The organism is Amycolatopsis eburnea (assembly GCF_003937945.1).
GTDB lineage: Bacteria > Actinomycetota > Actinomycetes > Mycobacteriales > Pseudonocardiaceae > Amycolatopsis > Amycolatopsis eburnea.
In genome coordinates, this window is record NZ_RSEC01000058.1 from 187,227 (window position 1) to 213,587 (window position 26,361).

Sequence of the window (26,361 nt, forward strand, 5' to 3'; positions counted from 1 at the left end):
CGCTCGTCCGCGTCGGCACCCCCAGCCTCCCGACCGACCGTTCGGCCGCCCCAAAGAGCTTGCGCCACAAGGGAAACCCAGGGTGAGCGCGTGATGACCAGCAGTCCGCGCTGGGCCGTCCGGAGCATCCCGTTTACTACCTTGGTTGTGCTCCAACCAGGTGGTCCTGACGGTCGTCACTGATTTGCAACACCGCAGTCCTGTGATCGGCTTCACCGCCCCCGATAGCGTGCGTCTCACCTTTCGGGCAGACGGAGATGGAGGGGATCATGCGTCGTTCGCGCAGGCTCTGGGGACCCACGGTGGTGATGACTTCGCTGGCGCTCGCGCTCGCCGCGTGCGGTGGCGGGTCGGGCAGTTCCGCGGGGGCCGGCGGGACGGACCCGGACGGCACGGTCAGCGTCTACGGCACCGAACCGCAGAACGCGCTGGTCCCGACCAACATCAACGACCTCGGCGGCACCAAGGCGATCCAGCCGATGTTCGCCACGCTCGTCGGCTTCAAGGGCGCGGACGCCAAGCCGTTCAACCTGATGGCGGACTCGATCACCACGACCGACTCCAAGGTCTACGACATCAAGATCAAGCAGGGCTGGAAGTTCCACGACGGCACCGAGGTGAAGGCGCACAACTTCATCGACGCCTGGAACTACGGCGCCTACGGCCCCAACGGCCAGCTCAACACCGACTTCTTCTCCAACATCCAGGGCTACAAGGACGTCCACCCCGAGGACGAGAACGCCAAGCCGGCCACGGACAAGATGTCCGGCCTGGTCGCGAAGGGCGACTACGAGTTCCAGGTGACGCTGAACGCGCCGTTCTCGGTGTTCGACATCAAGGTCGGCTACCAGGCCTTCGCGCCGCTGCCCGACTCGTTCTTCAAGGACCCCAAGGCCTTCGAGCAGCACCCGATCGGCAACGGCCCGCTGAAGTTCGTGTCGCGGACGCCGAACCAGGACATCAAGCTCACCCGCAACGACGACTACAAGGGTGAGGACAAGGTCAAGTTCAAGAACCTCGACATCAAGATCTACTCCAGCCAGGAGACCGCCTACCAGGACCTGCTGAGCGGGCGGCTCGACTTCATGGAGGCGCTGCCGCCGTCGGCGGTCGCGGGCGGCAAGTACAAGGCCGACCTCGGCGACCGGCTCGTCACCGGCCACCTGCTCGGCATCAGCACCATCGCCGTGCCGTACTACGTGCCGGGGTACGACAACCTCGAGCTGCGCAAGGCGATCTCGATGTCGATCGACCGCGCGCAGATCACCAAGACCGTCATGAACGACACCTACGTGCCGGCCGACGGCTACATCTCGCAGGGCATCCCGGGCGCGCGGGCCGGTGTCTGCCAGTTCTGCAAGTTCGACCCCGCGGCGGCCAAGGAGGCCTTCGCGAAGTCCGGGTTCAAGGGCAAGCTGACCATCGCGTCCAACGCGGACGGTGGCCGCAAGGAACCGCTGGTCGCGGCGTGCAACAGCATCAAGAACACCCTCGGCGTCGAGTGCGACTTCGTGCCCGCGACCGACTTCGGCCAGTGGCGCAGCATCGTGACCGGGCACAAGCTGACCGGCATGGGCCGCTCGGACTGGTCGGCGGACTACCCGTCCATCGAGGACTTCCTCAACCCGATCTACAAGACCGGCGGGTCCTCGAACGACTCGACCTACTCGAACCCGCAGGTCGACGCGATCCTCGCCCAGGCGGACGCCACGGCCGACAAGGACGCCGCGGTCAAGCTGTACCAGCAGGCCGAGGACCTGATCGCCAAGGACCTGCCCTCGATCCCGGTGTGGGACGAGAAGGGTGTCGCGGCGAAGTCGAAGAACCTCAAGTCGGCGGCGCTGGACTTCCGCCGCATGCCGGACTACCCGTCCATCGAGGTCCTGAAGAAGTGACGCGCTGACCGATCGCACCCACCACCACGCCGTCGTGAGTGTTTAGGGCGGTTCTAACCGCCCTAAACACTCACGACGGCCGGCGCGCACTAGGAACTCGTCATGATCCGCTATGTCCTGCGACGGCTGCTCCAGCTGATCCCGGTGTTCTTCGGCACCACGTTCCTGATCTACGTCCTCGTCTGGGCCGTGCCCGGCGACCCGTTCTCCGGCAAGTGCGGCCAGACCGCCTGCCCGCCGGCCTACATCGCCCAGATGACCGAGAAGTTCAACCTGAACGACAACGTCTTCGTCCAGTACTTCAAGTACCTCGGGAGCCTGTTCACCGGTGACTGGGGCGAAACCTTCAACGGCACCTCGGTCGGCGAGCTGATCGGCACCTCGTACCCGATCACGCTGCGCCTCGCGGTCGTCGCGGTGATCATCGAGGCGGTCATCGGCCTCACCGCCGGCGTGCTGACCGGCTTGCGCGGCAAGGGTTTCCTCGACAACCTCGTGCTGGTCTCGACCACGTTCCTGATCTCGCTGCCGGTGTTCGTGACGGCGATCGTGCTGCAGCTCGCCCTGGGCAGCAACGGGCTCGGCCTGATCGAAGCGAGCGTCTCCGACAACCCGGGCGTCGGCGAGCTGATCGTGCCGGGCATCGCGCTCGGCAGCCTGTCCATGGCCTACGTCGCGCGGCTGTCCAGGACGAGCATCGCCGAGAACCGCCGCGCCGACTACGTCCGGACGGCGATCGCCAAGGGCCAGCCGCAAAGCCGCGTCGTCGGTGTCCACCTGCTGCGCAACTCGGTGATCCCGGTGCTCACCTTCCTCGGCACCGACCTCGGCGCCCTGATGGGCGGCGCGATCGTCACCGAAGGCGTGTTCAACATCAACGGACTGGGCGGGCTCATCTTCCGCGGCATCCAGAACCGGGAGAGCGCGACCGTCGTCGGCGTCGTCGTCCTGCTGGTGCTGGTGTACCTGCTGATGAGCCTGATCGTCGACCTGCTCTACGCCGTTCTCGACCCGAGGATCCGCTATGACTGACCCGAACCTGGTGGGCGGCGGCGGGGCCGACGCGGCCGAGCTGTCCCGCGTCGACGACTCCGCCACCGGCCCGCACAAGCCCCGCAGCCTGTGGAACGACGCGTGGCGCCAGCTGCGGCGCAAGCCGGCGTTCGTCGCGTCCGCGGTGATCATCGCCCTGGTCGTGCTGATCGCGATCGCGCCCGGCCTGTTCAGCTCGCGCGACGCGGGCTTCAGCGATCTCACGCACGCCAACGAAGGCCCGTCCGCGGACGCCTGGTTCGGCTACGACAACCAGGGTTACGACGTCTACGCGCGCACCATCTACGGCGCCCGCGCGTCCTTGCTGGTCGGGGTGTTCTCGACACTGCTGACCGTCCTCATCGGATCGATCGTCGGCATCCTGGCCGGCTACTACGGCCGGCTCGTCGACAGCCTCTTGTCCCGCTTCGGCGATATCTTCGCCGGACTGCCGTTCGTGCTCGGCGCGATCGTCATCCTGACGACGTTCAACGCGCCCGGCACCAACCCCGGCGCGGTCACGATCATCGTCCAGGTGGTCTGCTCGATCGCGGTGCTGAGCTGGCCGGTGGCCATGCGCATCATGCGCTCGGCGACGCTGGTGGCCAAGCAGCTCGACTACGTCAAGGCCGCGCGCGGCCTCGGCGCGAGCACCCCGCGGATCATCTTCCGGCACCTGCTGCCGAACACGATCGCGCCGGTGCTGGTGTACGCGACCATCGCGCTCGGCGCGTTCATCGGCGCCGAAGCGACGCTGGCCTACCTCGGCATCGGGGTGCGCCCGCCGGTGATCTCGTGGGGCGTGATGATCAGCGACTCGCGGGACTACTTCCGCGTCGACCCGCACATGCTGCTGTTCCCCGGCGCCTTCGTCACCCTGACCGTGCTGGCCTTCGTGATGCTGGGCGACGGCATCCGCGACGCGCTCGATCCGAAGTCGAGGTAGATCCCCTTGTCCGACAACGAACTCCTGCTCGAAGTAGAGGATCTGCACGTCGAGTTCCGGACCTCCGACGGCGTGGCCAACGTCCTCAACGGCGTCGGCTACTCCGTGCACGCCGGGGAAACCCTGGCCGTGCTGGGCGAATCCGGCTCCGGGAAGAGCGTCACGGCGCAGACCGTGATGGGCATCCTGGACGTGCCGCCCGGCGTGATCACCGGCGGCGCCGTGCGCTGGCGCGGCGAGGACCTGCTGACGGCGTCCGAAGAACGCCGCCGCGAGGTTCGCGGCAGCGAGATCGCGATGATCTTCCAGGACGCGCTTTCCGCGCTGAACCCGGTGTTCACCGTGGGCTTCCAGATCGAGGAGCAGCTGCGCGTCCGGCTCGGGATGTCCAAAAAGGACGCCCGGAAGCGGGCGATCGAACTGCTCGACACCGTCCGCATCCCCGCCGCCGAGCGCCGGGTCAAGGACTACCCGCACCAGTTCTCCGGTGGCATGCGCCAGCGCGCGATGATCGCGATGTCGCTCGCGCTCGACCCCGACCTGCTCATCGCCGACGAGCCGACCACCGCGCTCGACGTCACCGTGCAGGCCCAGATCATGGACCTGCTGGCCGAGATCCAGGCCGAGCGGAAGATGGGGCTCGTCCTCATCACCCACGACCTCGGCGTCGTGGCGGAGGTCGCCGACCGGATCGCGGTGATGTACGCGGGCCGGATCGTCGAGCAGGCCGACGTCGGCGAGCTGTTCCGCGCCCCGGGCCACCCGTACACCGCCGCGCTGATGGACTCGCTGCCGCGGCTGGACCTCAAAGGACAGACACTGGAGACCATCAAGGGCCTGCCGCCGAGCCTGCTCGACATCCCGCCCGGCTGCGCGTTCCACCCGCGGTGCAAGCGCGCCGAAGCCCGTTGTGCGGAGGAAGTCCCGCCACCGCTCGGGATCGGCTTCGGCCGGACCAGCGCGTGCCACTTCGCCGAAGAGGTGGTGAACTCCCGTGCCTGAGCCCATCCTGTCGGTCACCGACCTGAAGAAGTACTTCCCCGTCCGCACCGGAATCCTGTTCAAGCGCACGATCGGCCAGGTCAAGGCGGTCGACGGTGTTTCGTTCGACCTGATGCCCGGCGAAACCCTCGGCGTCGTCGGCGAATCCGGCTGCGGCAAGTCCACCCTGGCCCAGGTGCTGATGCGGCTGGAGGAGCCGACCGCCGGCACCGCGAAGTTCGAGGGCCGTGACATCTTCTCGCTGCGCGGCGCCGAACTGCGCAGGCTGCGGCGCGAGATCCAGATCGTGCTGCAGGACCCGTACACCTCGCTCAACCCGCGGATGACGGTCGGCGACATCGTCGGCGAGCCCTTCGAGATCCACCCGGACGTCGCACCCAAGGGGTCGCGCGCGGCGAAGGTGCGTGAGCTGCTGGAGGTGGTCGGGCTCAACCCCGAGCACATCAACCGCTACCCGCACCAGTTCTCCGGCGGGCAGCGCCAGCGCATCGGCATCGCGCGGGCACTGGCCCTGCGGCCCAAGGTGATCATCTGCGACGAGCCGGTGTCCGCGTTGGACGTTTCGATCCAGGCGCAGGTGATGAACCTGCTCGGCGACCTGCAGAGCGAGTTCGGGCTGTCGTACGTGTTCATCGCGCACGACCTGTCGGTGGTGCGGCACCTGTCCAACCGGGTCGCGGTGATGTACCTCGGCAAGATCGTCGAGGTCGGCACCGACGAGGAGATCTACGAACGACCGTCCCACCCGTACACCCAGGCGCTGCTGTCCGCGGTACCGGTGGCGGACCCGGCCGTGCGCGGCCGCCGCCAGGTGATCCGGCTGACCGGCGACGTGCCGAGTCCCCTGGATCCCCCGTCCGGGTGCCGGTTCCGCACGCGGTGCTGGAAAGCGCAGGAGAAGTGCGCGGAGGAGGTACCTGCGCTCGCGCCCAGGACGGACGGGCACTTGTCAGCTTGTCACTTCGCGGAGCAGAAGTCGGTTGTTCCATAACGTACGTTTGGCCGTTGTTTGCGCAATGTCCGATCTATACGGTGCAGGAACCGCTTTCCCGAGGAGGAGAATCGTGAAGAGACCCAGGCTTCTCGCCGCGGCCATGGCCGTTCCGCTGTTCGGAGCGATCTCGGCCGTCGCGGTGCCGGCGGCCACGGCCCAGCCCGCGCTGGCCGGCCCGGCGACCGAGTTCACCGTGCTCGCCAAGGACGTCGGCAGCATCGCGACCGCGCAGCAGGCGATCCGGGCCGCGGGGGGCACGGTCCTGGAGACCAACTCCGCGGTCGGCCTGATCAAGGCCAGCGCCCCGGCCACCGGGTTCACCGAGCGCGTGTCCTCGAACCGCGCGGTGTTCGGCGCCGCCAAGGCGCAGGTCATCGGCTCGGTGCCGAAGGACGGCAAGAAGACCAAGAGCGACAACGTCGAGAAGGAAGGCCGCGGCGCCGCCGCGAAGAAGGCCGCGGCGAACCAGGCCGCCGGGATGGACCCGCTGGACGACCAGCTCTGGGGCCTCAAGTCCGTCCGCTCGGACCTGTCGCGCACCAAGCAGCCCGGCAGCAAGCAGGTGAAGGTCGGCGTCATCGACACCGGCGTCGACGGCACGCACCCGGACATCGCGCCGAACTTCGACGAGGCCGACTCGCGCAACTTCGTCAAGGACATCCCGTTCGACGTCAACGGCGTCGAGGTCGACGGCCCGTGCGAGTTCCGCGGCTGCGTCGACCCGGTCAACCACGACGACGGCGCGCACGGCACGCACGTCGCCGGCACGATCGCCGCGGCGGCCAACGGCTTCGGCATCTCCGGTGTCGCGCCGAACGTGACGCTGGTGAACATCCGCGCCGGCCAGGACTCGGGCTACTTCTTCCTGCAGCCGACCGTAGACGCGCTGACCTACGCCGGCGACGCCGGCATCGACGTGGTCAACATGTCGTTCTACACCGACCCGTGGCTGTACAACTGCACGGCGAACCCGGCCGACTCGGCCGCCGAGCAGGCCGAGCAGCGCACGATCATCGAGGCCACCCAGCGCGCGCTGAACTACGCGCACAAGAAGGGCGTCACCATGGTCGTCGCGCTGGGCAACCAGCACACCGACCTGGGCGCGCCGCAGCCGGACACCACCAGCCCGGACTACCCGGCCAACACGACGCACCCGCGCACGATCGACAACTCGAGCTGCCTCAACCTGCCGGTCGAGGGCAACCACACCATCGGCGTCAGCTCGTTCGGCCCGTCGCAGAAGAAGGCGGACTACTCGAACTACGGCACCGAGCAGATCTCGGTGTCCGCCCCGGGCGGCTTCTTCCGCGACGGCTTCGGCACGCCGTGGTACCGCACGGTCGAGAACGAGATCCTCTCGGCGTACCCGAAGAACGTCGGCATCGTCGACGGGAACATCGACGCGGACGGCAACATCACCGAGGCCGGCCTGGCCGCGGGCGTCAAGAAGGCCACCGCGCCGGACGGCCGCGTCGGCTACTACCAGTGGCTGCAGGGCACGTCGATGGCGACCCCGCACGCCGCGGGCGTCGCGGCGCTGATCGTTTCGCAGTACGGCAAGAAGTCGCACGGCGAATTCGGCCTGGACCCGGACAAGGTCCAGCGGGTCCTCGAGGGCACGGCGTCGGAGATCGCCTGCCCGGTCCCGCGGACGGTGGACTACCTCAAGGAAGGCCGCGACGCCACGTTCACCGCGACCTGCCAGGGTGACCCGTCGTTCAACGGCTTCTACGGCCACGGCGCGGTCGACGCCTACGCGGCGGTGACGCGCGGGTCGCAGTACCTGAAGTAGCGGAAGTTCCGGCAGCCGGCCCCGGGGAGGCAACCTCCCCGGGGCCGGCTGCGTGGTAGAGCCGAACGAGGGGGATTCGGCGTGGACGTGCGTGAACCGGCGCTCCCGGTCGATCCGCGGTGGCCGGGCGAGCCGACGGTGCTCGAAGTCGGCAAGGCGCGGGCGTGGCTGGCCCGGCGCGGGGTGGCGGTCTGGCTGCCGACCCGGGTGCTCGCGCTGCGCCTCGGCGGGCGGGGACTCGGTACCCGGGGAACACCGGTCTACGCGATCGTCTTCGCGGTGCTGTGGGCGCTGACCGGGGCCGTGTTCCGCCGGCACGACCTGCCGGGCGAAGCGGCGGCCCTCTCCGTGCTCTACGCCTCGTTCCAGGTGACGCGCTGGCGCCGGGCGCAGAGCCGCGAGCAGCTCGCCGAGGGCTTGACCGGCGCCGCGGTGCCGCCGCCGCTGCGGGTGGCGGCCGGGCAGGTCGGCTGGTGGTACCTGGTCTCGACGGGCCTCACGTTCCTCGGCGGTGCGGCGCTGTGCGCGGCGGCGTTCCTGACCGGGCCGCGGTTCACCTGGAAGCACTGGTACCCGCCGGAGGTCGCGATCGGGCTGAACACGTTCGCGCTGGCCTTCGGCGCCGGCGCGACGGCGCTGGTGCTCGGCCGGGTGCTGCGCGCGCCGGTGATCGCCGAGGACGCGGCATCGCACGCGGTCGACGGGGTGCTGCGCGCCGAGGACCCCTACCGGTTCGCCCCGAGCGCCGCGTACGCGGTGTTGGCGATGCCGATCTACGTGGTCGATTGGGCGTGGCCGGGCCCGCTGGGCTGGATTTCGCTCGCGTACCTGGTCGTCGTGCTGGTGCTGCAGCTGCTCGGCTGGCTGCTTGCCCGCCGTCGCCACCGCCGGCTGCCACCCGGCTGCTACGGCCGGTAAACCGGTTCGGCGTCTCGGGTGTGTCCTGGCGGGGAGGTTCGATGGTGACAACAGTGCGGACGACGCTCGCCGAGAGACAGGGCGCGCGGATGTGGCTGGCCCGGCACGGCGCCGAGGTGGACGAGCCGGCGCCGCTGCTCGCGCTGCGCGTCGGGGCCCCGGGTGCTGGCCACGTGGTCCTTCCCGGTCTACAGCGTGCTGTCCGGCGTGGTCTGGGCCTTTGCCGTGTTGCCGCAGGTCCCGGTGCTCGCCCGGTTCCTGGTCTTCACCGCGTTCGTCGTCGCTCATCCACTGCTGCGGTGGCGCCGGGTCCGCGATGCCGATCGCGCCGCCGTCCGGGTGGTTCCGGCGGGTGCGCGGCCGGCGGCGGGCCAGGTGGGCTGGTGGTACCTGGCCGCGGTGGCCACGACGTTCGCCGGCAGCGCGGTCCTGTGCGCGGGGATCGGCGTTCACCCGGTGGCCTGGGCCGCGGCGCTGGTGATCGGCGCCGCGTACTCCGTCCTCGGGGTGGCGGTCCACAGCTGCGCGCTGATCGAGGTCCGGCGCCACCGCCTGCCGCCCGGCCACTACGGAACGCAGGCCCGGTGAGCGGCGTGACGGACTGCCGCTCCGGACCGTTCCCGTTCTGGTCGACCCGCTGGTCGGCGCTACGTCAGCGGTTCGACGCCTTCTTGACGAACTTCGCCAGGTCCTTCGACTGCTGCACCCGGCTCGGCTCGTGGATGTACATCATGTGCCCGGCCGGGTAGTACGCCGTGTCGATGTTGTCGCGCAGTTCCTCCGGGATCTGCAGGTGGGCCAGCACGTGCTCGGCCGCGAAGTACGCCGTCGCGCCGTCGTAGTGGCCGAACGCCACGTGGACGCGCAGGTGCGGGTTCGCGCGCATCGCCGCGCCCAGCGAATCGGCCACCGACACCGAGCGGCCCTCGAACTCCTTGTACGACCAGGCCTTGAACGTGTCCTCGTGGATGATCTCGTACGGCAGGTCGTTCTCGTACCCGAGCTCCGCCCGCACGTAGTGGTTGAACGCCGCCGCGTAGGCGCCGACCACGCGGGAGATCGACGGGTCGTCGCTCATGTGCTCGCGGCCGCCGTCCGGCTCCCACGTCGTGAAGCGGCCGTCCATCCGGCCGACCGTCAGGCCGCGGTCGCGCAGCAGCTCGGTGAAGAACCGGACGTGCTCGATCCGCAGGTTCACCCGGTCCACGTAGGACTCGGTGAGCCCGGTCAGCGACGCCAGCGTGGCCACCGCCTCGGCCCGGTCCTGCGTCGACAGCCGCGCGCCGCGGGCGAGCGCCCACGGCAGCTCCTTCGCCGCGAAGTCCTCGGCGTCGGCCAGGACGTCGTCGAGCGGGCGGTCGCCGTGCAGGCCGTGGTAGTGCGCGATCGCCGCGTACGTCGGCACGTACAGCGAGTACGGCAGGTCGTTGCCCTCGGTGAACTGCAGCGTGCCCAGGTCGAGCACGGACGAGATGAGCAGCAGGCCGTTCAGGTAGAGCCCGTGCCGGTCCTGCAGGTGCGCGGCCAGCCCGGCGGCGCGCAGCGTGCCGTACGACTCGCCGGCCAGGAACTTCGGCGACAGCCAGCGCTGGTGCCGTGACACCCACAGCCGGACGATCTCGCCGACCGACTCGATGTCGCCCTGGTACCCGTGGAAGTCCTTGGTCTCCTCGCCGCCCGCGACCCGCGAGTAGCCGGTCGACACCGGGTCGATGAACACCAGGTCGCTGTGCGCCAGCAGCGTCTCGGGGTTGTCGGCCAGCCCGTACGGCGGCGGCTCCAGGTCGTCGACGTCGCCGGACAGCACCCGGCGCGGGCCCAGCAGGCCCAGGTGCAGCCAGATGCTCGACGAGCCGGGACCGCCGTTGAAGGCGAACGTCACCGGCCGCGTGCCCGGGTCGGCGTCGTCGAGGGTGTAGGAGGTGACGAACACCTCGGCCTTCGCCTTGAAGCCCTCCGACTTGCCGTCCTTGAAGACCTCCTTGCGGAGCACGACCCGGCCCGCCTTCGCCGTGTACGCGAGCTTCTTGCGCTTCACGGTGAGCGTGTGCTTGGTCGTGACGATGTCGTCGGTTGGCTCGGCCGGGATCTCCGTGGTTTCCGGCGCCTTCTGCTCGGGAGCCTCTTCGGGGGTCGTGTCCGCCATGGCCCCCAACTTAGTTGTGGCAGGGTGACTTGGTGCACACCGGGGACTGGCCGTCGACGGCCGAGGAGGCCCTCGCCGTCCAGGAAGCGCTGCGCGGGCGGGTCGAGCTCACCGACGACCTGCCGGAGCTGCCGCCGACGGTGACCGGTCTCGACGTCGCCTACGACGAGGACGACGGCATCGCCGCGGCGGTCGTCACCCTGGAGACCGCCGGGCTCACCGTGGTCGAGGAGCGGACGCACCGCGCGAAGGCCGTCTTCCCGTACGAGCCGGGCCTGTTCGCCTTCCGCGAGCTGCCACCGCTGCTGGCCGCCCTCTCGGACCTGGAACGCGAGCCGGACGTCCTGGTCTGCGACGGCCACGGCCTCGCCCACCCGCGGCGCTTCGGCCTGGCCTGCCACCTCGGCGTGCTGACCGGGCGGCCCGCGTTCGGCGTCGGCAAGACGCGGTTCGTCGGCACCCACGAGCCGCTCGGGCCCGCCCGCGGGGCGTCGGTGCCGCTGGTCGACGCCGGGGAGGAGGTCGGCGCGGTGCTGCGGACGCGGGACGGCGTCAAACCGGTGTACGTCTCGGCCGGGCACCGGATCGGCCTGGCCCACGCCTGCCGGCTGACCCTGGCGCTGACCCCGCGCTACCGCCTGCCCGAGACGACCCGCCGGGCCGACCGGCTGTCCCGGGCGGCGCTGCGATGAGGTCGCTCGCCGAGCTGGACGCGGCTGTCTCCGGCTGCCGGGCCTGCCCGCGGCTGGTGACCTGGCGCGAAGGCGTCGCGGGCACGAAGGCCGCGTTCCGGGACGAGGAGTACTGGGCCCGCCCGGTGCCGGGCTTCGGGCCGCCCGACGCGTCGCTCGCGGTCGTCGGCCTGGCGCCGTCGGCGCACGGCGCGAACCGCACCGGCCGCATGTTCACCGGCGACCCGTCGGGTGACTTCCTCTTCCGGGTGCTGCACGAGGTCGGGCTCGCGTCCCAGCCGACGTCCGAGCGCATCGGCGACGGCCTGGAGCTGTACGGCACGCGCCTCGTCTCGCCGGTGCGCTGCGCCCCGCCGGAGAACAAGCCGACGCCGGCCGAGCGCGACACGTGCCGTCCGTGGCTCGCGGAGGAGCTGACGCTGTTACGTCCGACACTGCGCTCGATCGTGGTGCTCGGCGCGTTCGGCTGGCAGGCGTTACTGCCCGTGCTCGCCGCGGCCGGCTGGCCGGTCCCGCAGCCGCGGCCGGCGTTCGCCCACGGCGCCGTCCTGAAGCTGGGCGACCTGCGTGTTTTCGGCTGTTACCACGTCTCGCCGCGCAATGTCCAGACACACCGCGTGACCCACGACATGGTGGCGGCCGTGTTCCGCGCCGCGACCTCGGTGACGGGCCACGACTGAATCGTTACGGAAACCGCCGCGACGCTGGTCACAGCCGGATGGGGTCCCCGAGCGGGCCGCCCGCGAAGGTGTCACCATGAGGACATGGCTGCTGCGAAGTCGAAGTCGGAACCGACTCGGATCCTCGTCCTCGGTGGTGGGTACGTCGGGCTCTACACGGCGTACGGCCTCCAGAAGATGCTCCGGGCCAACGAGGCCTCCGTGACCGTCGTTGACCCGCAGCCCCACATGACCTACGCGCCGTTCCTCCCGGAGGCCGCGGCCGGCGCGATCGAGCCCCGGCACGTGGTCGTGCCGCTGCGGCGGGTGCTGAAGCGCTGCCACGTGCTGACCGCGCGCGTCACCAAGATCGAGAACGACAAGAAGTCGGTCACGGTCGAGGCAGCCGACGGCCACATCGAGCAGCTGGGCTACGACGTCCTCGTGGTCGCGCTCGGCGCCGTCGCGCGCATCCTGCCGATCCCCGGCCTGGTCGAAGAGGGCATCGCCTTCAAGACCATCGGCGAGGCGATCTACCTGCGCAACCACATCATGACCAAGCTCGACGAGGCCGCCAGCACGCTCGACCCCGAGCTGCGCAAGCGCCTGCTGACCTTCACCGTCGTCGGCGGCGGCTTCGCCGGCATCGAGGCGCTGGCCGAGCTCGAGGACATGACCCGCTTCGCGGTGGAGAACTACTACCCGAACATCCAGCCGTCCGACGTCCGCTGGGTGCTCGTCGAGGCCGCCGGGCGCATCCTGCCCGAGGTCCGCGAGACCCTGGGCGTGTACACGGTCGAGCAGCTGGAGAAGCGCGGCATCGAGGTCTACCTCTCGACCGCGGCGAAGTCGTTCGAAAACGGCCACGTCGTGCTTTCGGACGGCACGGAGTTCGACACCGACACGCTGATCTGGACCGCGGGCGTGAAGGCCAACCCGGTCCTGGCCAACTCGGACCTCCCCCTCGACAAGCGCGGCCGCGTCGAGGCGACGGCCGCCATGCAGGTCGTCGGCCACCCGGACGTCTGGACCGCGGGCGACAACGCGGCGATCCCGGACCTCTCGCGCACCGAAGAGGACCCGACGGCGACCTGCCCGCCGAACGCGCAGCACGCGGTCCGCCAGGCAACCCTGCTGGCGAAGAACATCATCAAGGTGATCCGCGGCGGCAAGCCGAAGGACTACTACCACAAGAACCTCGGCGCGGTCGCCAGCCTGGGCCTGCACAAGGGCGTGGCCGACGCGCTGAACCTGAAGATCAAGGGCTTCCCGGCGTGGCTCTTCCACCGCGCGTACCACCTCAAGGCGATGCCGACCTGGAACCGCAAGATCCGCATCCTGTTCGACTGGATCCTCGGCGGGTTGTTCCGGCGTGAGGTGATTTCGCTGGGGCAGATCAACAACCCGAAGGACGAGTTCGCGCGGGTTTCGAAGTCCTGACGGTTCGCTTTCGAAGGCCTCCCGTTTTGGTGCGGGAGGTCTTCGGCGTTTCAGCGGTTGCCTTCCGGTTCGAGATCCGCGGGGTGGCGATCGGACTGGTGGCCGCGGGAGCGCTTCGTCAGGCGGAAGCCGAGCAGATCCTCGCCGACCTCGACGAGACTCTGCGGCGGTCCGGTCGGCTCACGGTCGTTCGACAGGAAGCCTCGGCTACGAGCAGTGGCGAGGTTGTGGCGAAGCGAGCGGGCATCGAGGCGTGGTCGACCTTCCTCGTGCTGAACCTCGCGCACGTCGGCATCGATGCGCGCCGGATGCGGGAACGGTTCGGACCGGGTGTGCGCTGGCGCGGGTGGGATGACGCCGGAACCCAGTACCGAGGCGGAAGCGGGGGTGGCTCGGGGTCGCATGCCCTGTTCGCCGAGAGGCGCACGTTCGAACCAGGTCCACCGGAGCAAGCACGCCTTCTCACCCTGGCCGTCGACCATCCCGGCGGGCAGATCACCCTCTCCATCCCATTGTTGTCAAGCTGACGATTACGACCGGCCGCGCAGCATAGCCGGGTGCAGCACGGTCGCCGGCCCCCGCCGGTACAACGCCGCCGGCCGCCCCGGCTGCCGCGAAACGCGCTCCCCGGTCGGGATCAAAAACCCCTCGACACCGGTGATCTTCCGGTGGAAGTTGCGCGGGTCGAGCTGCTCACCCCAGACGATCTCGTAAACCTCCCTCAGGTCCGTCATCGTGAACTCCGGCGCGCAGAACGCCGCCGCGAGCGTCGTGTACTCCAGCTTGGCGCGGGCGCGCTCCACCGCGTCGGCGATGATCTTCTTGTGGTCGAAGGCGATCTGCGTCCGGGGGCGGAGCACCTTCTCGACCGGCATCAGCACGGCGTCGCGCGCGTCGCCGCCCGCGATGGGGGCCGGGAGCTGGGGGGAGAACGCGACGTAGCAAACGGTGATCACGCGCTGCCGGGGGTCTCGTCCGGGTGCGCCGTACGTGCGCAGCTGCTCCAGGTGTAACGCATTCGCGTCGAGACCCGTTTCTTCGGACAGCTCACGAGTGGCGGCGCGGTCGAGGTCCTCGGACGTGGAGGCGAGGAAGCCGCCGGGGAGCGCGAGCATCCCCTCGTACGGGGGAATTCCCCGCCTGATCAACATGATCTGCAGGGAACCGTCGTGGATCGTCAAGACGGCGAGGTCGACGGCGAGCGCTACCTCGGGGATCGTCCACTCCTCGGGTTCAGGCATGTTCGACAACCGGGGAAGCGATCACGACGGAACTGTCCATAGTGCACAGTGTAGCGGGCGGTCAATATTCGTCTCGTTGACGAGAACGGTCCGTCAGGACTACTTTGCACCCGGCAAATCGCAACGAGGGAGGAAACGCCATGGTGGAACGCGGGGAAGTGGTGATCGCGTGATCGTCGTCCTGACCGCGCTGGAGGTCGAACGGTCCGCCGTGCTCGACCGGATGACCGGCGCCGCGGTCCGCGCGCACCGGGCCGGCACGTTGTTCCACGTCGGGCAGCTCGGCCGGCGCCGGGTCGCCCTCGGGCTGGTGGGGGCGGGCAACGCCCCGGCCGCCGCCATCGCCGAACGCGCCGTGGCGGAGTTCTCGCCGGCCGCGATGGTGTTCGTCGGCGTCGCGGGCGGGCTCCGCGACTGGACCAGGCTCGGCGACGTCGTCGTGGCGACCAAGGTCTACGGCTACCACGGCGGTCGCAGCACGGACGACGGCATGCGGAGCCGCCCGCAGGCGTGGGCGCCGTCGCACCGGCTGCTGGAGCTCGCCCGGTCGGTAGGGCGCGCGGGCGAATGGTGCGCGGCCGTGCCGCCGGACGGCCGTCCCGGTGTCCACTTCGAGCCCGTTGCCTCGGGCGAAGTCGTGCTCGACTCGCGGACGTCCGAGGTCGCGCGGTGGCTGCACGAGCACTACGCCGACGCCGTCGCGGTCGAAATGGAGAGCGCCGGCTTCGCGCTGGCCGGCCACCTCAACGACGACCTCCCGGCGATCAGCGTCCGCGGCGTCAGCGACCACGCGGGCGGCGCCAAGGAAGTCACCGACGGGGCCGGGTGGCAGCCCGTCGCGGCCGGCAACGCGGCCGCCTTCGCCGAAGCGCTCATCGCCGAGATCGACGACGAGGACGCGGAAGCCACCGCCGAGCCGGCGCGGGAGCCGCGCGGGTTCAGCAACCAGAACGTCGCCACCGGCCACGCGCGGGTGGGCCAGCAGATCGGCGCCGTGTACGGGGACTTGACCGTCGGGCCGCAGCGAGGAGACCGGAAATGACGTTCCCCCAAGGGTTCCCGGGAATGCACAACACCAACGAGGCGAGCGGTCAGGCGCACGTCGAGCAGCAGGTGGGCGCGATCTTCGGGGGCACCTTCCACCGCAACGAGACGATCTACAACATCCACGAGTCGGACCCTCCGGAGCGGAAGTTCGAAGTGGCGCTCAACCACCTGCAGGGCGGCACGTCCCGGATGGCGGAGTCGATCTTCCAGGACCTCCTGCACCACGGCGACGCGTCGACGCGGCTCGCCTACTACTACGCCCTCTCGGTGCTCAGCGACCGTTCGCTCAACGAGATCGGCGACGACGTCTACCTGCGGTTCCGTGCCGCCGACGTGACCGCGCGCCGGTTCCCGCACGACGGCTGGCGCACCGCGCTCAACGTCGTGTGGGAGCTGATCTCCTGCGTGTGGCGGCAGGAAATCGGCGAGACGCTCGACGCGGCCGACCTCGCGAAAGCGCTCTCGAACTTCCGCGAGCTGCCCAAGGACCGGCAGGGCGAGATCACCCGGCACCTCGCGATGGTCCTCGGCGGTGCGCTGCAGGACAGCCTCGACGCCGAGGACGCGCAGCGCGTCCGCGAGGAACGGCTGCAGCCGGACCGCGCGGGCCGGGCGTGGAAGTTCTTCGAGCCGGACCCGGCGGCGCCGCGGTACTTCACCACCCAGGCGACGGCGCTTTCGGCGTCGGAGTGGGCGAAGCCGGTGCTCGGCGGCCTCGGCGTGCTGCTCGGCCTGGTCGTCTTCCTCGGCGGCTTCGGCAGTGGCCGGCCCGGGATCGCCATCCCCGCGCTGCTGCTCTTCGCGGCCGGCGTCGCGGCCGCGTTCTGGGGTGGCGCGGAGCGGGAACTGGCCCTGCGCCGGCTCGTGCAGCGCGACCGCGAGCACGGGATCCCGTTGCAGTACCAGGCGGCCGCGTCGCCGGGCCACTGGGTGCGGACGGACTTCGTCCAGCAGATCCACAAGCTGGTGGAGGCCCGGTTCTGGGACGCGCGCCCGCACGTCGAGGGCAGCTGGCTGAACGACACCAAGGGGCTCTGCGAGTACTACAAGTGGCGTTTCGTGGCGCTGTTCGGGAACGCGCAGGTCGAGGCCAACGCCGTCGACTGGCTCATCCGGTGGCACGCGAAGCGGGCGGCGGCGCAGTGGCGCGCCGGGACGTTGTTCGCCTACCGGCAGGAGCTGCGGCCGTCGGGCACGGCGGTCGCCGTCCACCGGATCGGCCTCGGCACGGCGATCTTCGGCGCGCTCTTGATGCTGGGCGGGCAGAGCGGCTTCGCCGTGGCGGCGGTCTTCCTGGCGCTGGGCGGGTTCTTCGCGGTGAACGGCGCCATCAAGATCGTGGCGGAGCGGCGGCACCGCGCCGAGGAAGAGCTGCGCGGCCGGGAGCTGCTCGCGGAAGAGGAGCAGGGCTACGCGGAGTGGCTCGCGGTCCTGCGCGACCGGCCGGACGACGCGGAAATGGCCCGCTGGCTCGACCTGGACAAGACGTTCCTGAAGACCGAGGCGCTGCGCCGGCACGGGCTGAGCAACCGCGACCTGGTCACGCACGTGGTGCTGACCGAGGGCGCGGCGAACGCGCTGCGGGCGCGGGTCATCCACGGCCCGATGCGGTACTCGCGGTACGTCGTGCTGATCTTCCTGCTGTCCGAAAGCGGCGTGCGCGAGATCGAGGTCGAACTCGACTTCCTCACCGGGAACGTGCACAACGAGCAGCGGACGTCGTTCCAGTACACCTCGCTGGCCGCCGCGCGCGTGGCCGAAGTGGGCATCCGCTACGCCGACGGCTGGCGCTACCAGATCCTCAGCGGCGACCAGGCAACGCTCCTGCAGTCGGAATCCCTGCGCCGGCGCGCGTTGCGGCTCAGCCTGATCAGCGGCGAGCAGATTTCGGTGGTGGCGGAGAGCTTCGACGGCCTCACCGACACCAGCCTCGAGAGCGAGACGGCGCTCCAGCGCATCGCGCTCGAGGTCTCCGGAATCGCGGGCGCCCTGCACGTCCTGGAGGCGGTGTCCGCGGAAGGGCGCGACTGGATCACGCGCGAACAAGAGCGGCGCCGCCGCCGCTCGGAGGACTGGCGCCGCGAGCGCGGCCCGGGTCTCCTCGACGGTGGCGTCGTCGAGGTGTAGGGGAGGACTTCGCCGTGTTCACCGGTGAACCGAGCGCGTGACCTAGAGTGTGTGGTGCCCCCGTAGCCCAATCGGCAGAGGCAGTCGACTTAAAATCGACTCAGTGCGGGTTCGAGTCCCGTCGGGGGCACCATCCACCCAGGTCAGCGGGACGGAGATCGCCGAGGCGCGTGCGACGCTCAACCCCGGACGGTCACCGGGAACTTCGCCGGGCCGCGCAGGTTGATCCGGCCGTTCCACTCCAGCTTCCCCGCGAACTCCAGGTCCGGGAACCGCCGCACCAGCCGGCTGATCGCCACCTGACCCTCCAGCCGGGCCAGCGCCGCGCCCAGGCAGTGGTGGGGTCCGGCGCCGAAGGACACCTGGTGGCGGGCCTCCGCGCGGTCCAGGCGCAGGTCCGCCGCGTCCGGGCCGAAGAACCGCTCGTCGCGGTTGGCCGAAGCCAGGCAGGCCAGCACGAACGTGCCCGGCGGGATTTCCTTGCCCGCCACCGAATACGGCGAAGTCGTGATCCGCCGGGTCTGCTGCACCGGCGAGTCGTACCGCAGGAACTCCTCCACCGCGTTCGGCGCCAGCTCGGGCCGGGAACGCAGCAGCGCGAGCTGGTCCGGGTTCCGCAGCAACGCGTTCACGCCGTTGGCGATCAGGTTGACCGTCGTCTCGTGCCCGGCCACGTACAGCAGGACCACCTGGGCCACCAGCTCGTCGCCGTCGAGGACCTGGCCGTCGTGCTCCGCCGCGATCAGCGCCGTGAGGAGGTCGTCGGCCGGGTGGTCGCGCTTCCACTCGATCACCGAACGGGTGATCGCCGACAGCTCCGCGTCCGCCGCCGCGATCGCCCGCATCGTGTCGTCGTCGGCCACGATCTCCAGGGAGCGCACCAGGGTTCCGCTCAGCTCGCGGATGCGCGCGTGGTCGGTCGGCGGCATGCCGAGCATCGCCGAAATCACCGCGAACGGCAGCGGGAACGCCAGTTCCTCGACCAGGTCCGACGTGCCCTTCTCGGCCATCCGATCCAACGCGGCGTCGACCAGCGCGGCGATCTGCGGTTCGAGCGCCGCGACCGCGCGGCGGGTGAACACCTTCGTCACGAGCGAACGCAGGCGGGTGTGGTCGGGCGGGTCGCGGTCGAGCATCGACAGGTTCAGCGCGCCGGGTTCGCCGTCCGGGGTCAGCGCGGCCTGCTGGTCGAGGAACGGGCCCTCGGCCAGGTTCCGCATCTCCACCGAGAGCCCGGCGCGCAGCAGCGCCGAGACGTCTTCGTAGCGCGAGACGAACCAGAAACCCAGTGGGTGGCTCTGCACCGGATCCTCGTCGCGAAGCAGCTTGTACTGCGTGTACGGGTCTTCGAAGAACCCTGGCGCGAACGGGTTGAAGAGCAGCTCGTCGGTGTTCGTCATCGCAAACCCCCAGAGATACCTACGCCGTGTCGGTGACATACACAGTGTATGTCGTATGCTCTGCGCATGTCGACCGTCAAGAGCCGGCGGGAGCAGTACTCCGAGGCCACGCGGGCCGCTCTGCTGTCGGCGGCCACCCGCCGCTTCGCCGAACACGGCTTCGGCGGCACGGCGCTGGAGGACATTGCCACCGACATCCAGGCGACGCGCGGCGCGATCTACCACCACTTCGCGAACAAGACGGCGCTCTTCGAGGCGGTGTTCGAGCAGCTCGAAACCGAGGCGATGGAACTGTCCGCGGCCGCGGCGGCCGGCGCGGACGACCCTTGGGCGGCGGCCTTCGCCGCGCTCGACGCGTTCCTCGACCGCTGCTGCGACCCGGTGTACGGCAGGCTGGTCTGGCAGGAAGCCCCGATCGCCCTCGGCTGGCTGCGCTGGCAGGCGGCCGAGGAGCAGTTCGCGTACGGCCTCGTCGAGCAGCTGATCAAGGCGCTGGTGGACGACGGCGACCTCGACGGCCAGCCGCTGGAAACCACGACCCGGCTGGTGTTCGGCATGCTCGGCACGGCCGGGATGGCGCTGGCCGAAGCGTCCGATGTGGACAAAGCGCGGCTGAAGGCGGAATACGCGGCGGTCATCGGCCGGATGGCTTCGGGGTTGCGCCGTTCGGGGTAACGGCGATGAATCGACGCCGGGTCGCCGCCGGGGCCGGAAAGAACACTGTGAGCTGCCTTTTTCAAGGCAGCTTTCGCGGCCATTCGGGCACATTCGTGTTTAAGGGGGCACCCTGAGTAGTACTTGTGCGGTCTGTGTAAGCTCCGGACTCGCTTGACCGGGTGATCACTCACCCGAATCGGTGGCCGCAGCGATCGACGTCTGTCCTCTGCGCGGCCCCCACGTCGTGGTTCGGGCTCGGATAGGAGATTTATGCAGGTCAGGTCCACTCTCGTGCGTGGCGGGATCGCGGTGCTCGCCGCGGCCGCCGCGGTCATGGTCGGCGCCCCGTCGGCCCTCGCGGACGACGGCGCGGCGCGCGGCCGGGTCAGCGAAAACGCCGGTACCGTCGGCTACCGGCTCAACCTCGACGGCGGCGGCGACTACATCACCAAGCTGTTCTCGCTGAAGCTGTCCGACGGCAGCACGCTCAAGCTCTACTGCGTGCAGATCACCGTCGGCATGCGCACCGACGTCGACATGGTCGAGCGCCCGTGGAACAAGTACCCCGCCGAGAACTCGCCCTTCGAGAAGAACAGCGCGAAGATCAACTGGGTGCTGCACCACGGCTACCCGGGTGTCGGGCTGGACGCGCTGGGCAGCACGCTGTCGAAGGCCGGCGTCAAGGTCAACGACGGCATCTCCGAGCGCGAGGCCATCGCCGCGACGCAGGCCGCCGTGTGGCACTTCAGCGACGGCGTGAACCTGAACCTCACGAAGCCGCTGGCCGAGAACAACCCGGCCGAGACCAACGCCGACGTCGCCGCGCTGTACGGCTACCTGACCGGTGACGAGAACAAGGGCATCGCGCAGCAGCCGAAGCCGACCCTGAACATCGCCGCGGACAAGACCGAAGGTGCCGCGGGCACCAAGATCGGCCCGTTCAGCGTCGCCACCTCCGGTGACATCACGTCGCTGAGCACCGAGCTGCCCGACGGCGTCAAGGTCACCGACGCCGACGGCAAGGAGCTGAAGTCCACCGACGTCAAGGACGGCAGCAAGCTGTTCGTCGACGTCCCGGCGGACGCGAAGCCGGGCAACGGCTCGTTCTCGCTCAAGGTCACCGGCGAGCTGGACACCGGCCGCCTGTTCGTCGCCGACAACTACGCCAAGAAGCCGGCGCAGTCGCTGATCGTCGCCGACTCGGAGAAGACCCAGGTGACCGCGAAGGCGGCCGCGAGCTGGACCGAGGCGGGCGCCCCGGCCACCAGCCCGGCGCCGACCACCCCGGGTGGCGCCCAGTCCGGTGGCGGCGACCTGGCCAACACCGGTGTCGACGCCGCGGTTCCGTTCGGTGTCGGCGGCCTGCTGCTGGGCGGCGGCGCGCTGATGCTGCTGCTCAACCGGCGCCGCAGCCGCGCGTAGGCAAGACCCCGCGAACGGGGCCGGTCCACAGTGGACCGGCCCCGTTTCGTTTCCCCGACGTTCGGATTGCGATCATCGGGGTACAACCAGACGAATCACCCCGTAATTGGTCTAGACTTTTCGGCCATGCGCGGTACCACCGTTCCGCTGGGCACGCCCTGTCCGACGCCGCGGGCGGGCGAACTGCCGATGCACCGGCTGGAGGTGCCGGCCCCGCACGCGCCCCCGATCGCCGTCGGCACGTTCGACGCGCTCGGACCGCTGTCGCGCGCGGAGTTCCCGCACCGGCACACCTTCCACGAGCTCGTGCACGTCACCGGCGGCACCGGCGCGCACGTCGTCGAGCTGGCGCGCTGGCCGCTGCGGCCGCCGCACCTCGGCTTCATCGCGCCGGGCCAGGTGCACCAGTGGGCGGACGTCCGCGGCCTCGACGGGCACGTCGTCGTGTTCACCGACGACTTCCTCCTCGACTACCCGGCCGACCGCGAGCTGCTGCGCCGGCTGAGCGCGCGGCCGTGGCTGGAACTGGACGCACGCGCGAACGCCGGTGTCACCAGGCTGATCGCCGATCTGGAGGACGAATACCGGCGCGGTGGCGACGACACCGAGTCGGTGCTGCGCGCGCTGCTGCACGTCCTCGTCGTGCGCGCGGCACGGCTGCCGGGGACGCCAGAAGCGCCGCCCGCGCCCGCCGGCGCGGTGGCGGCGGAGTTCGCCCGGCTCGCCGCCCGCACCGAGCTCGGGCTGTGGTCGGTGACCGCGCACGCCGAACGCATCGGCGTCACCCCCGGCCACCTCACCGAAGCCGTGAAGGCGGCGACCGGCCGCACCGCCGCGCAGCTGCTGCGCGAAGCCCGGATCCGGGAGGCGCAACGGTTCCTGCTCCGGACGGACCTCACCGTGCGGCAGGTCGCGAGCCGCGTCGGGTTCGCCGATCCGGCCTACTTCTGCCGGTTCTTCCGCCGGGAAACCGGGCTGAGCCCCGGCGACTTCCGGCGCGGCGGGGAGATTCACCACGACTGACCGGTCCAGTCCATCGTCGCCCGGCCGGTGGGCTGCCTACGTTCGAGGGGATCCCCGACGCCCCCACGAGGAGCAAGGCATGGACGAAGAGAACAAGCTCAGCCGCAAGACGGTGCTCAAGGCCGCGCTCGCGGCGGGCGTCGCCGCGCCGGTCGCGCTGATCGGCGGCCCCGCGCTCGCCCGCACCACCGTCGCCAACGGCGCCGTCCCGGCGCTGACTCCCGAATGCCACGACGGCGACGAGCCGACGATCGAGCAGACCGAAGGCCCGTACTTCAAGCCGAACTCGCCCGAGCGGACCAACCTCGTCACGCCCGGCACCCAGGGCACCCGGCTCACCGTGACCGGGTACGTCTTCGGTCTCGCGTGCCAGCCGGTCAGCCGCGCTCTGCTGGACTTCTGGCAGGCGGACGTCAACGGCGCGTACGACAACGTCGGCTACACCTTCCGCGGGCACCAGTACACCAACGCACAGGGCGCGTTCACGCTGTCCACGATCGTGCCCGGCCTCTACCCGGGCCGGACGCGGCACATCCACGTCAAGGTGCAGGCCCCCGGCCGGCCGATCCTGACCACGCAGCTCTACTTCCCCAACGAGCCGCGCAACAACACCGACACGATCTTCGACGCGCGGCTGCTGATGACCGTGCGCGACAACGGTTCCGCGAAGGAGGCGGCGTTCGACTTCGTGCTCAACGTGCCGCAGACCGGCACCCCGACCCCGCCGACGTCGACGACGGGCGGGCCGACCTCCACGCCACCCGGGGGCACCACCTGGGCGGTGGGCACCAGTTACGCGGCGGGTGCCCGGGTCACCTACGGCGGGCAGGGGTACGTGTGCCTGCAGGGGCACACCGCCCAGCCGGGCTGGGAACCCCCGAACGTCCCGGCCCTGTGGCGGGCCGGGTGACCTCCCGTCAGAGGTGCTCCTGAGGAGGGAGGGAAGAACCGGCGGGTCCCGGTCCGCACACCGGGGCCCGCCGACCCCCCAGAATCCGCCGTTAGGGGTCGACGCGGGACGGTTCGCCTGCCAGATTGGCGAGCATGAGCATTTCCATCGAAGCCGCGGAGTGGATCCGGCGCTTCCACCCGGCGCCGGCCGCGCCGGCGCGGCTGGTGTGCTTCCCGCACGCCGGGGGATCGGCGAGCTACTTCCACCCCGTGTCGGCCGCGCTGGCGCCGTCGGTGGAGGTACTGGCCGTGCAGTACCCCGGCCGCCAGGACCGGTACGCCGAAGCGCCGGTGGACGACTTGTTCGTGCTCGCCGACCGGCTGGCCGACGTGCTGGCCGCGGAGCTCGGCGGGCCGGTCGCGTTCTTCGGCCACAGCATGGGCGCCAGCCTGGCGTTCGAGGTCGCGCGACGGCTCGAGGAGCGCGGCACGCGGCTGCTCGCCCTGTTCGCGTCCGGACGGCGCGCGCCTTCGGCGTTCCGCGACGAGCGGGTCCACGAGAAGGACGACGACGAGCTGCTGGCCGAGGTCAAGCGGCTCAGCGGCACCGATTCGCGGGTGCTGGAGGACGACGAGATCCTCCGCATGGTGCTGCCCGCGCTGCGCAGCGACTACAAGGCCGCCGAGCTCTACCGCTACCGCCCGGGCCCGGACGTGAGCTGCCCGGTGGTGGCCCTGATCGGCGACCGCGACCCGAAGGTCACCGAGGACGAGGCGCGGCAGTGGGCGGAGCGCACGTCCGGCGGGTTCGAGCTGCACACCTACCCGGGCGGGCACTTCTACCTCAACGACCACGCCCCGGCGGTCATCCGGCTGATCGGCGACCGGCTCGCCCGCTGAGCGAGCCGGCCGCCCCCGGGGTCAGCAGTACAGGTTCGCGCCCGGGTCGACGCCGAGGACCGACGCGATCTGGCGGTACTTCGAGACCCGGCTCTCGACCTGGGCGGGGTTGCCGCCGTTGCACTCGATCGAGCCGTTGATGCTGCGGATGGTTTCGCCGAAGCCGCGCTGGTTGACCATCGCGTTGTGCGGGGTCATCGTGCCGGGGCCGGTCTGGGTGTTCCAGTACCAGAGCCCGGTCTTCCACGCGATCGCGGAGTTCTGCTCGACCTGCCAGGGGTTGCCGAGCAGGTCGATGCCGAGTGCGTCGCCGGCGGCCTTGTAGTTGAAGTTCCAGCTGAGCTGGATGGGGCCGCGGCCGTAGTAGGCGGCCTGGCCGGCCGGGCAGCCGTAGGACTGGCTCGCGTCGCAGTAGTGCGGGTAGTTGGCGGTGTTCTGCTCGACGATGTAGACGAGGCCGCCGGTTTCGTGGTTGACGTTCGCGAGGAACGCGGCGGCTTCCTGCTTCTTCACGGTGTCGCTGCCCGTGTTCGCGAAGCCGGGGTACGCCGAGAGGGCCGCGGTCAGGCCGCTGTAGCTGTAGAAGCTGTTGCGGCCGGGGAATATCTGGTTGAACTGCGCCTCGCTGACGACGAACGAGCCGGGGTTGCCCGGGTTGGTGCCGCCGCCGCAGTTGTACGGCTCCCAGTACCAGGTGCTGATGATCGGGTCGTAGCCCGGGTTGGCGTTCTTGGCGCGGTAGTAGCCGCCGTTGGTGTACTTGACGATCGCACCGACGTCGTACCACTGGCCCGCGACCCAGTTCGGGTAGCTGCAGGTGGTGCCGCCGCCCCCGCCGTCACAGCTGTAGGGCTCCCAGTACCAGGTGCTGATGACGGGGTCGTAGCCCGGGTTGGCGTTCTTGGCGCGGTAGTAGCCGCCGTTGGTGTACTTGACGACCGCGCCCACGTCGTACCACTGGCCGGCGACCCAGTTGGGCGCGCTGCAGGCGGCGGCCGCGGCCCGCGGGGCCTGCCCGGTGGCGGCGGGCACGCCGAGCACGAGCCCGGCTGCGGCGGCGAACGCGGACAGGACCGCGACAAGACGTCTTCTCAAGACTGGCTCACTCCTTCGGCCACGACGGAGTCCGGACGCGGGGGCGCCCGGTGTCGGAGGGGTGTGCTCATCCGGCCGAGACGAGGGTGACACCGGTCACTAGAGCAGATTGGTCTAGTCCAGTCAAGAAACCCGGCGATCCGGGCAACGGGTCTGCGCGAACGTCCGCTCCGCCCCGGCTCCGGACGCGGTCTCGGAGCCGGTTCTTCACCGCGGGATCACGTGCTTCGCGGGGGAGTGGCCGGGCCCGGGCCCGGCCGTCCCCTCGTCACCGCGCTTGCGGGATCCGCACCTGTGCGGCCGGCGCGAACTGCAGGATGCGCTGCAGCCGCGCGCGGCCCAGCCGGTGGAGCATCTCCCCGAGCTCCTCCGGCGCGATGCTCCCTTCGAGGTCGACCCGCGTCACCTTGACGACGCGGTCGATCTCCGAGGCGGGGAGCCGCCCCGCGAACTCCCCGGCCAGCCACACCCCGACCTCGTCCACGACGTCGTCCGCCCGGTGGCTCCGTACGGTCATCGCTCTCCTCGTTTCGGATCGCCCTGCTTACCCAGGTCGGAGCCGGAAAATCCGGGTCCGACGCAGGTCGGACGACGCAGTCGGGGAGCCATGACGCGGAATCGGCGAAGTTCCGCGCACAAACGCTTTCCGTGTCGTGACCGGTCGGTACCGTGACCGCTTTTCACTCACACGGCGCGGATGCCTACTGCAGTTGTCCGCCGATCGGGTGGAAAACGGGGGAACCTCGCCGGTCGCGCGTCCCGGCCAGGACCCTGGAGACGTCCGGTAGTACGGGTGTTCCTTCGCGGGACGCGGAAACGGAGACGCGATCCATGGGCCGGTACGACCGGACCGACCTCGGGGCCTACAGCCTGGGGTTGCTCGAGACCGCCGAGGCGGCGCGCGTGGAGCGGCACCTGGCGGCGTGCCAGGACTGCCGCCGGGAGGTGCGCGAGTTCGAGGCCGTCCGCGGCCTGCTCGACCACCTCGTCCAAGCGAAGTCCACTTAGGACTCTGCCGGGAATTGTCGGTGCCCGCCGGTAC

Annotated in this window: 25 protein-coding genes and 1 tRNA gene; 21 read left to right on the forward strand and 5 right to left on the reverse strand. The window is 70.3% G+C overall.

Annotation, left to right across the window (positions count from 1 at the left end):
• Positions 1–269 precede the first annotated feature (269 nt).
• From EIY87_RS26285 to EIY87_RS26320, 8 genes are all read left to right on the forward strand, one after another.
• Entirely contained in the window at positions 270–1,895 is a 1,626-nt protein-coding gene (locus EIY87_RS26285; protein ID WP_225440052.1) for a peptide ABC transporter substrate-binding protein, read from the forward strand.
• A gap of 102 nt (positions 1,896–1,997) precedes the next feature.
• Complete coding sequence (locus tag EIY87_RS26290; protein WP_125312560.1) at positions 1,998–2,927, forward strand: ABC transporter permease; 930 nt, start codon at positions 1,998–2,000, stop codon at positions 2,925–2,927.
• A complete protein-coding gene (locus EIY87_RS26295; protein WP_125312561.1) occupies positions 2,920–3,873 on the forward strand; it encodes an ABC transporter permease in 954 nt (317 codons plus the stop codon). Before EIY87_RS26290 ends, EIY87_RS26295 begins: the two co-directional genes overlap by 8 nt.
• 6 nt (positions 3,874–3,879) lie before the next feature.
• Positions 3,880–4,875 carry an ABC transporter ATP-binding protein gene (locus tag EIY87_RS26300; RefSeq protein WP_125312562.1) on the forward strand — a complete coding sequence of 332 codons (996 nt, stop codon included), beginning with the start codon at positions 3,880–3,882 and terminating at the stop codon, positions 4,873–4,875.
• The gene (locus EIY87_RS26305; protein WP_125312563.1) at positions 4,868–5,866 is read left to right on the forward strand and encodes an ABC transporter ATP-binding protein; all 999 of its coding nucleotides are present in this window, start codon (positions 4,868–4,870) and stop codon (positions 5,864–5,866) included. The genes EIY87_RS26300 and EIY87_RS26305 overlap by 8 nt, the downstream gene beginning before the upstream one ends.
• A 103-nt stretch (positions 5,867–5,969) precedes the next feature.
• Complete coding sequence (locus EIY87_RS26310; RefSeq protein WP_191984325.1) at positions 5,970–7,661, forward strand: S8 family serine peptidase; 1,692 nt, start codon at positions 5,970–5,972, stop codon at positions 7,659–7,661.
• An 81-nt stretch (positions 7,662–7,742) separates the two neighbouring features.
• The gene (locus EIY87_RS26315; RefSeq protein WP_125312565.1) at positions 7,743–8,579 is read left to right on the forward strand and encodes a hypothetical protein; all 837 of its coding nucleotides are present in this window, start codon (positions 7,743–7,745) and stop codon (positions 8,577–8,579) included.
• A gap of 162 nt (positions 8,580–8,741) precedes the next feature.
• Positions 8,742–9,167 carry a hypothetical protein gene (locus tag EIY87_RS26320; RefSeq protein WP_125312566.1) on the forward strand — a complete coding sequence of 142 codons (426 nt, stop codon included), beginning with the start codon at positions 8,742–8,744 and terminating at the stop codon, positions 9,165–9,167.
• A gap of 64 nt (positions 9,168–9,231) precedes the next feature.
• On the opposite strand, the gene EIY87_RS26325 is transcribed toward EIY87_RS26320, so the two are convergent.
• Positions 9,232–10,725, reverse strand: a complete 1,494-nt coding sequence (locus EIY87_RS26325; RefSeq protein WP_125312567.1) for a S10 family peptidase — start codon at positions 10,723–10,725, stop codon at positions 9,232–9,234.
• Between the two features lie 32 nt (positions 10,726–10,757).
• On the opposite strand from EIY87_RS26325, the gene EIY87_RS26330 reads away from it, so the two are divergent.
• The 4 genes from EIY87_RS26330 (at position 10,758) to EIY87_RS26345 (ending at position 14,043) form a co-directional block, all read left to right on the forward strand.
• Entirely contained in the window at positions 10,758–11,417 is a 660-nt protein-coding gene (locus tag EIY87_RS26330) for an endonuclease V (RefSeq protein WP_125312568.1), read from the forward strand.
• On the forward strand, positions 11,414–12,097 hold the full coding sequence (locus EIY87_RS26335) for a uracil-DNA glycosylase (RefSeq protein ID WP_125312569.1): 684 nt from the start codon (positions 11,414–11,416) through the stop codon (positions 12,095–12,097). The genes EIY87_RS26330 and EIY87_RS26335 overlap by 4 nt, the downstream gene beginning before the upstream one ends.
• 84 nt (positions 12,098–12,181) lie before the next feature.
• Positions 12,182–13,516, forward strand: coding sequence for an NAD(P)/FAD-dependent oxidoreductase (locus tag EIY87_RS26340; RefSeq protein WP_125312570.1), 1,335 nt, complete (start codon positions 12,182–12,184; stop codon positions 13,514–13,516).
• Between the two features lie 29 nt (positions 13,517–13,545).
• Positions 13,546–14,043, forward strand: coding sequence for a hypothetical protein (locus EIY87_RS26345; RefSeq protein WP_125312571.1), 498 nt, complete (start codon positions 13,546–13,548; stop codon positions 14,041–14,043).
• A 3-nt stretch (positions 14,044–14,046) separates the two neighbouring features.
• On the opposite strand, the gene EIY87_RS26350 is transcribed toward EIY87_RS26345, so the two are convergent.
• The gene (locus tag EIY87_RS26350) at positions 14,047–14,757 is read right to left on the reverse strand and encodes an NUDIX hydrolase (protein ID WP_125312572.1); all 711 of its coding nucleotides are present in this window, start codon (positions 14,755–14,757) and stop codon (positions 14,047–14,049) included.
• A 169-nt stretch (positions 14,758–14,926) separates the two neighbouring features.
• On the opposite strand from EIY87_RS26350, the gene EIY87_RS26355 reads away from it, so the two are divergent.
• From EIY87_RS26355 to EIY87_RS26365, 3 genes are all read left to right on the forward strand, one after another.
• Positions 14,927–15,799: a 5'-methylthioadenosine/S-adenosylhomocysteine nucleosidase family protein gene (locus EIY87_RS26355; protein WP_125312573.1), complete on the forward strand. Its 873-nt coding sequence runs from the start codon at positions 14,927–14,929 to the stop codon at positions 15,797–15,799.
• Positions 15,796–17,931 (forward strand): hypothetical protein, encoded by a 2,136-nt coding sequence (locus EIY87_RS26360; protein ID WP_225440053.1) that lies wholly within the window; start codon positions 15,796–15,798, stop codon positions 17,929–17,931. Before EIY87_RS26355 ends, EIY87_RS26360 begins: the two co-directional genes overlap by 4 nt.
• Before the next feature lie 56 nt (positions 17,932–17,987).
• Positions 17,988–18,064: transfer RNA gene (locus EIY87_RS26365), tRNA-Leu, on the forward strand.
• Between the two features lie 46 nt (positions 18,065–18,110).
• On the opposite strand, the gene EIY87_RS26370 is transcribed toward EIY87_RS26365, so the two are convergent.
• Positions 18,111–19,331, reverse strand: a complete 1,221-nt coding sequence (locus tag EIY87_RS26370) for a cytochrome P450 (RefSeq protein WP_125312574.1) — start codon at positions 19,329–19,331, stop codon at positions 18,111–18,113.
• A gap of 66 nt (positions 19,332–19,397) precedes the next feature.
• On the opposite strand from EIY87_RS26370, the gene EIY87_RS26375 reads away from it, so the two are divergent.
• The 5 genes from EIY87_RS26375 (at position 19,398) to EIY87_RS26395 (ending at position 24,224) form a co-directional block, all read left to right on the forward strand.
• Complete coding sequence (locus EIY87_RS26375; protein WP_125312575.1) at positions 19,398–20,006, forward strand: TetR/AcrR family transcriptional regulator; 609 nt, start codon at positions 19,398–19,400, stop codon at positions 20,004–20,006.
• A gap of 273 nt (positions 20,007–20,279) precedes the next feature.
• Positions 20,280–21,410 carry a thioester domain-containing protein gene (locus EIY87_RS26380; RefSeq protein WP_225440054.1) on the forward strand — a complete coding sequence of 377 codons (1,131 nt, stop codon included), beginning with the start codon at positions 20,280–20,282 and terminating at the stop codon, positions 21,408–21,410.
• Positions 21,411–21,536: 126 nt separating this feature from the next.
• Entirely contained in the window at positions 21,537–22,433 is an 897-nt protein-coding gene (locus EIY87_RS26385; protein WP_191984273.1) for a helix-turn-helix transcriptional regulator, read from the forward strand.
• 79 nt (positions 22,434–22,512) lie between these two features.
• Positions 22,513–23,343 (forward strand): dioxygenase family protein, encoded by an 831-nt coding sequence (locus EIY87_RS26390; protein WP_125312577.1) that lies wholly within the window; start codon positions 22,513–22,515, stop codon positions 23,341–23,343.
• A gap of 134 nt (positions 23,344–23,477) precedes the next feature.
• Complete coding sequence (locus tag EIY87_RS26395; RefSeq protein WP_125312578.1) at positions 23,478–24,224, forward strand: thioesterase II family protein; 747 nt, start codon at positions 23,478–23,480, stop codon at positions 24,222–24,224.
• 21 nt (positions 24,225–24,245) lie between these two features.
• Here the strand turns inward: EIY87_RS26395 and EIY87_RS26400 are convergent, their stop codons facing one another.
• On the reverse strand, positions 24,246–25,265 hold the full coding sequence (locus EIY87_RS26400; RefSeq protein WP_125313530.1) for a chitinase: 1,020 nt from the start codon (positions 25,263–25,265) through the stop codon (positions 24,246–24,248).
• A gap of 322 nt (positions 25,266–25,587) precedes the next feature.
• Positions 25,588–25,836 carry a hypothetical protein gene (locus tag EIY87_RS26405; RefSeq protein ID WP_086861777.1) on the reverse strand — a complete coding sequence of 83 codons (249 nt, stop codon included), beginning with the start codon at positions 25,834–25,836 and terminating at the stop codon, positions 25,588–25,590.
• 314 nt (positions 25,837–26,150) lie between these two features.
• Here EIY87_RS26405 and EIY87_RS26410 point away from each other — a divergent pair, with 314 nt between their 5' ends.
• The gene (locus tag EIY87_RS26410) at positions 26,151–26,327 is read left to right on the forward strand and encodes a zf-HC2 domain-containing protein (RefSeq protein ID WP_125312579.1); all 177 of its coding nucleotides are present in this window, start codon (positions 26,151–26,153) and stop codon (positions 26,325–26,327) included.
• The last annotated feature ends 34 nt before the right edge of the window (positions 26,328–26,361 follow it).

Bases quoted from the DNA above. Each gene is read 5' to 3' on its own strand.
- EIY87_RS26350 (WP_125312572.1), bottom strand. From the start codon at position 14,757: ATGCCTGAACCCGAGGAGTGGACGATCCCCGAGGTAGCGCTCGCCGTC.
- EIY87_RS26405 (WP_086861777.1), bottom strand. From the start codon at position 25,836: ATGACCGTACGGAGCCACCGGGCGGACGACGTCGTGGACGAGGTCGGG.
- EIY87_RS26370 (WP_125312574.1), bottom strand. From the start codon at position 19,331: ATGACGAACACCGACGAGCTGCTCTTCAACCCGTTCGCGCCAGGGTTC.
- EIY87_RS26340 (WP_125312570.1), top strand. From the start codon at position 12,182: ATGGCTGCTGCGAAGTCGAAGTCGGAACCGACTCGGATCCTCGTCCTC.
- EIY87_RS26360 (WP_225440053.1), top strand. From the start codon at position 15,796: ATGACGTTCCCCCAAGGGTTCCCGGGAATGCACAACACCAACGAGGCG.
- EIY87_RS26290 (WP_125312560.1), top strand. From the start codon at position 1,998: ATGATCCGCTATGTCCTGCGACGGCTGCTCCAGCTGATCCCGGTGTTC.
- EIY87_RS26375 (WP_125312575.1), top strand. From the start codon at position 19,398: ATGTCGACCGTCAAGAGCCGGCGGGAGCAGTACTCCGAGGCCACGCGG.
- EIY87_RS26410 (WP_125312579.1), top strand. From the start codon at position 26,151: ATGGGCCGGTACGACCGGACCGACCTCGGGGCCTACAGCCTGGGGTTG.
- EIY87_RS26395 (WP_125312578.1), top strand. From the start codon at position 23,478: ATGAGCATTTCCATCGAAGCCGCGGAGTGGATCCGGCGCTTCCACCCG.
- EIY87_RS26385 (WP_191984273.1), top strand. From the start codon at position 21,537: ATGCGCGGTACCACCGTTCCGCTGGGCACGCCCTGTCCGACGCCGCGG.
- EIY87_RS26310 (WP_191984325.1), top strand. From the start codon at position 5,970: ATGGCCGTTCCGCTGTTCGGAGCGATCTCGGCCGTCGCGGTGCCGGCG.
- EIY87_RS26295 (WP_125312561.1), top strand. From the start codon at position 2,920: ATGACTGACCCGAACCTGGTGGGCGGCGGCGGGGCCGACGCGGCCGAG.
- EIY87_RS26390 (WP_125312577.1), top strand. From the start codon at position 22,513: ATGGACGAAGAGAACAAGCTCAGCCGCAAGACGGTGCTCAAGGCCGCG.
- EIY87_RS26325 (WP_125312567.1), bottom strand. From the start codon at position 10,725: ATGGCGGACACGACCCCCGAAGAGGCTCCCGAGCAGAAGGCGCCGGAA.
- EIY87_RS26335 (WP_125312569.1), top strand. From the start codon at position 11,414: ATGAGGTCGCTCGCCGAGCTGGACGCGGCTGTCTCCGGCTGCCGGGCC.
- EIY87_RS26285 (WP_225440052.1), top strand. From the start codon at position 270: ATGCGTCGTTCGCGCAGGCTCTGGGGACCCACGGTGGTGATGACTTCG.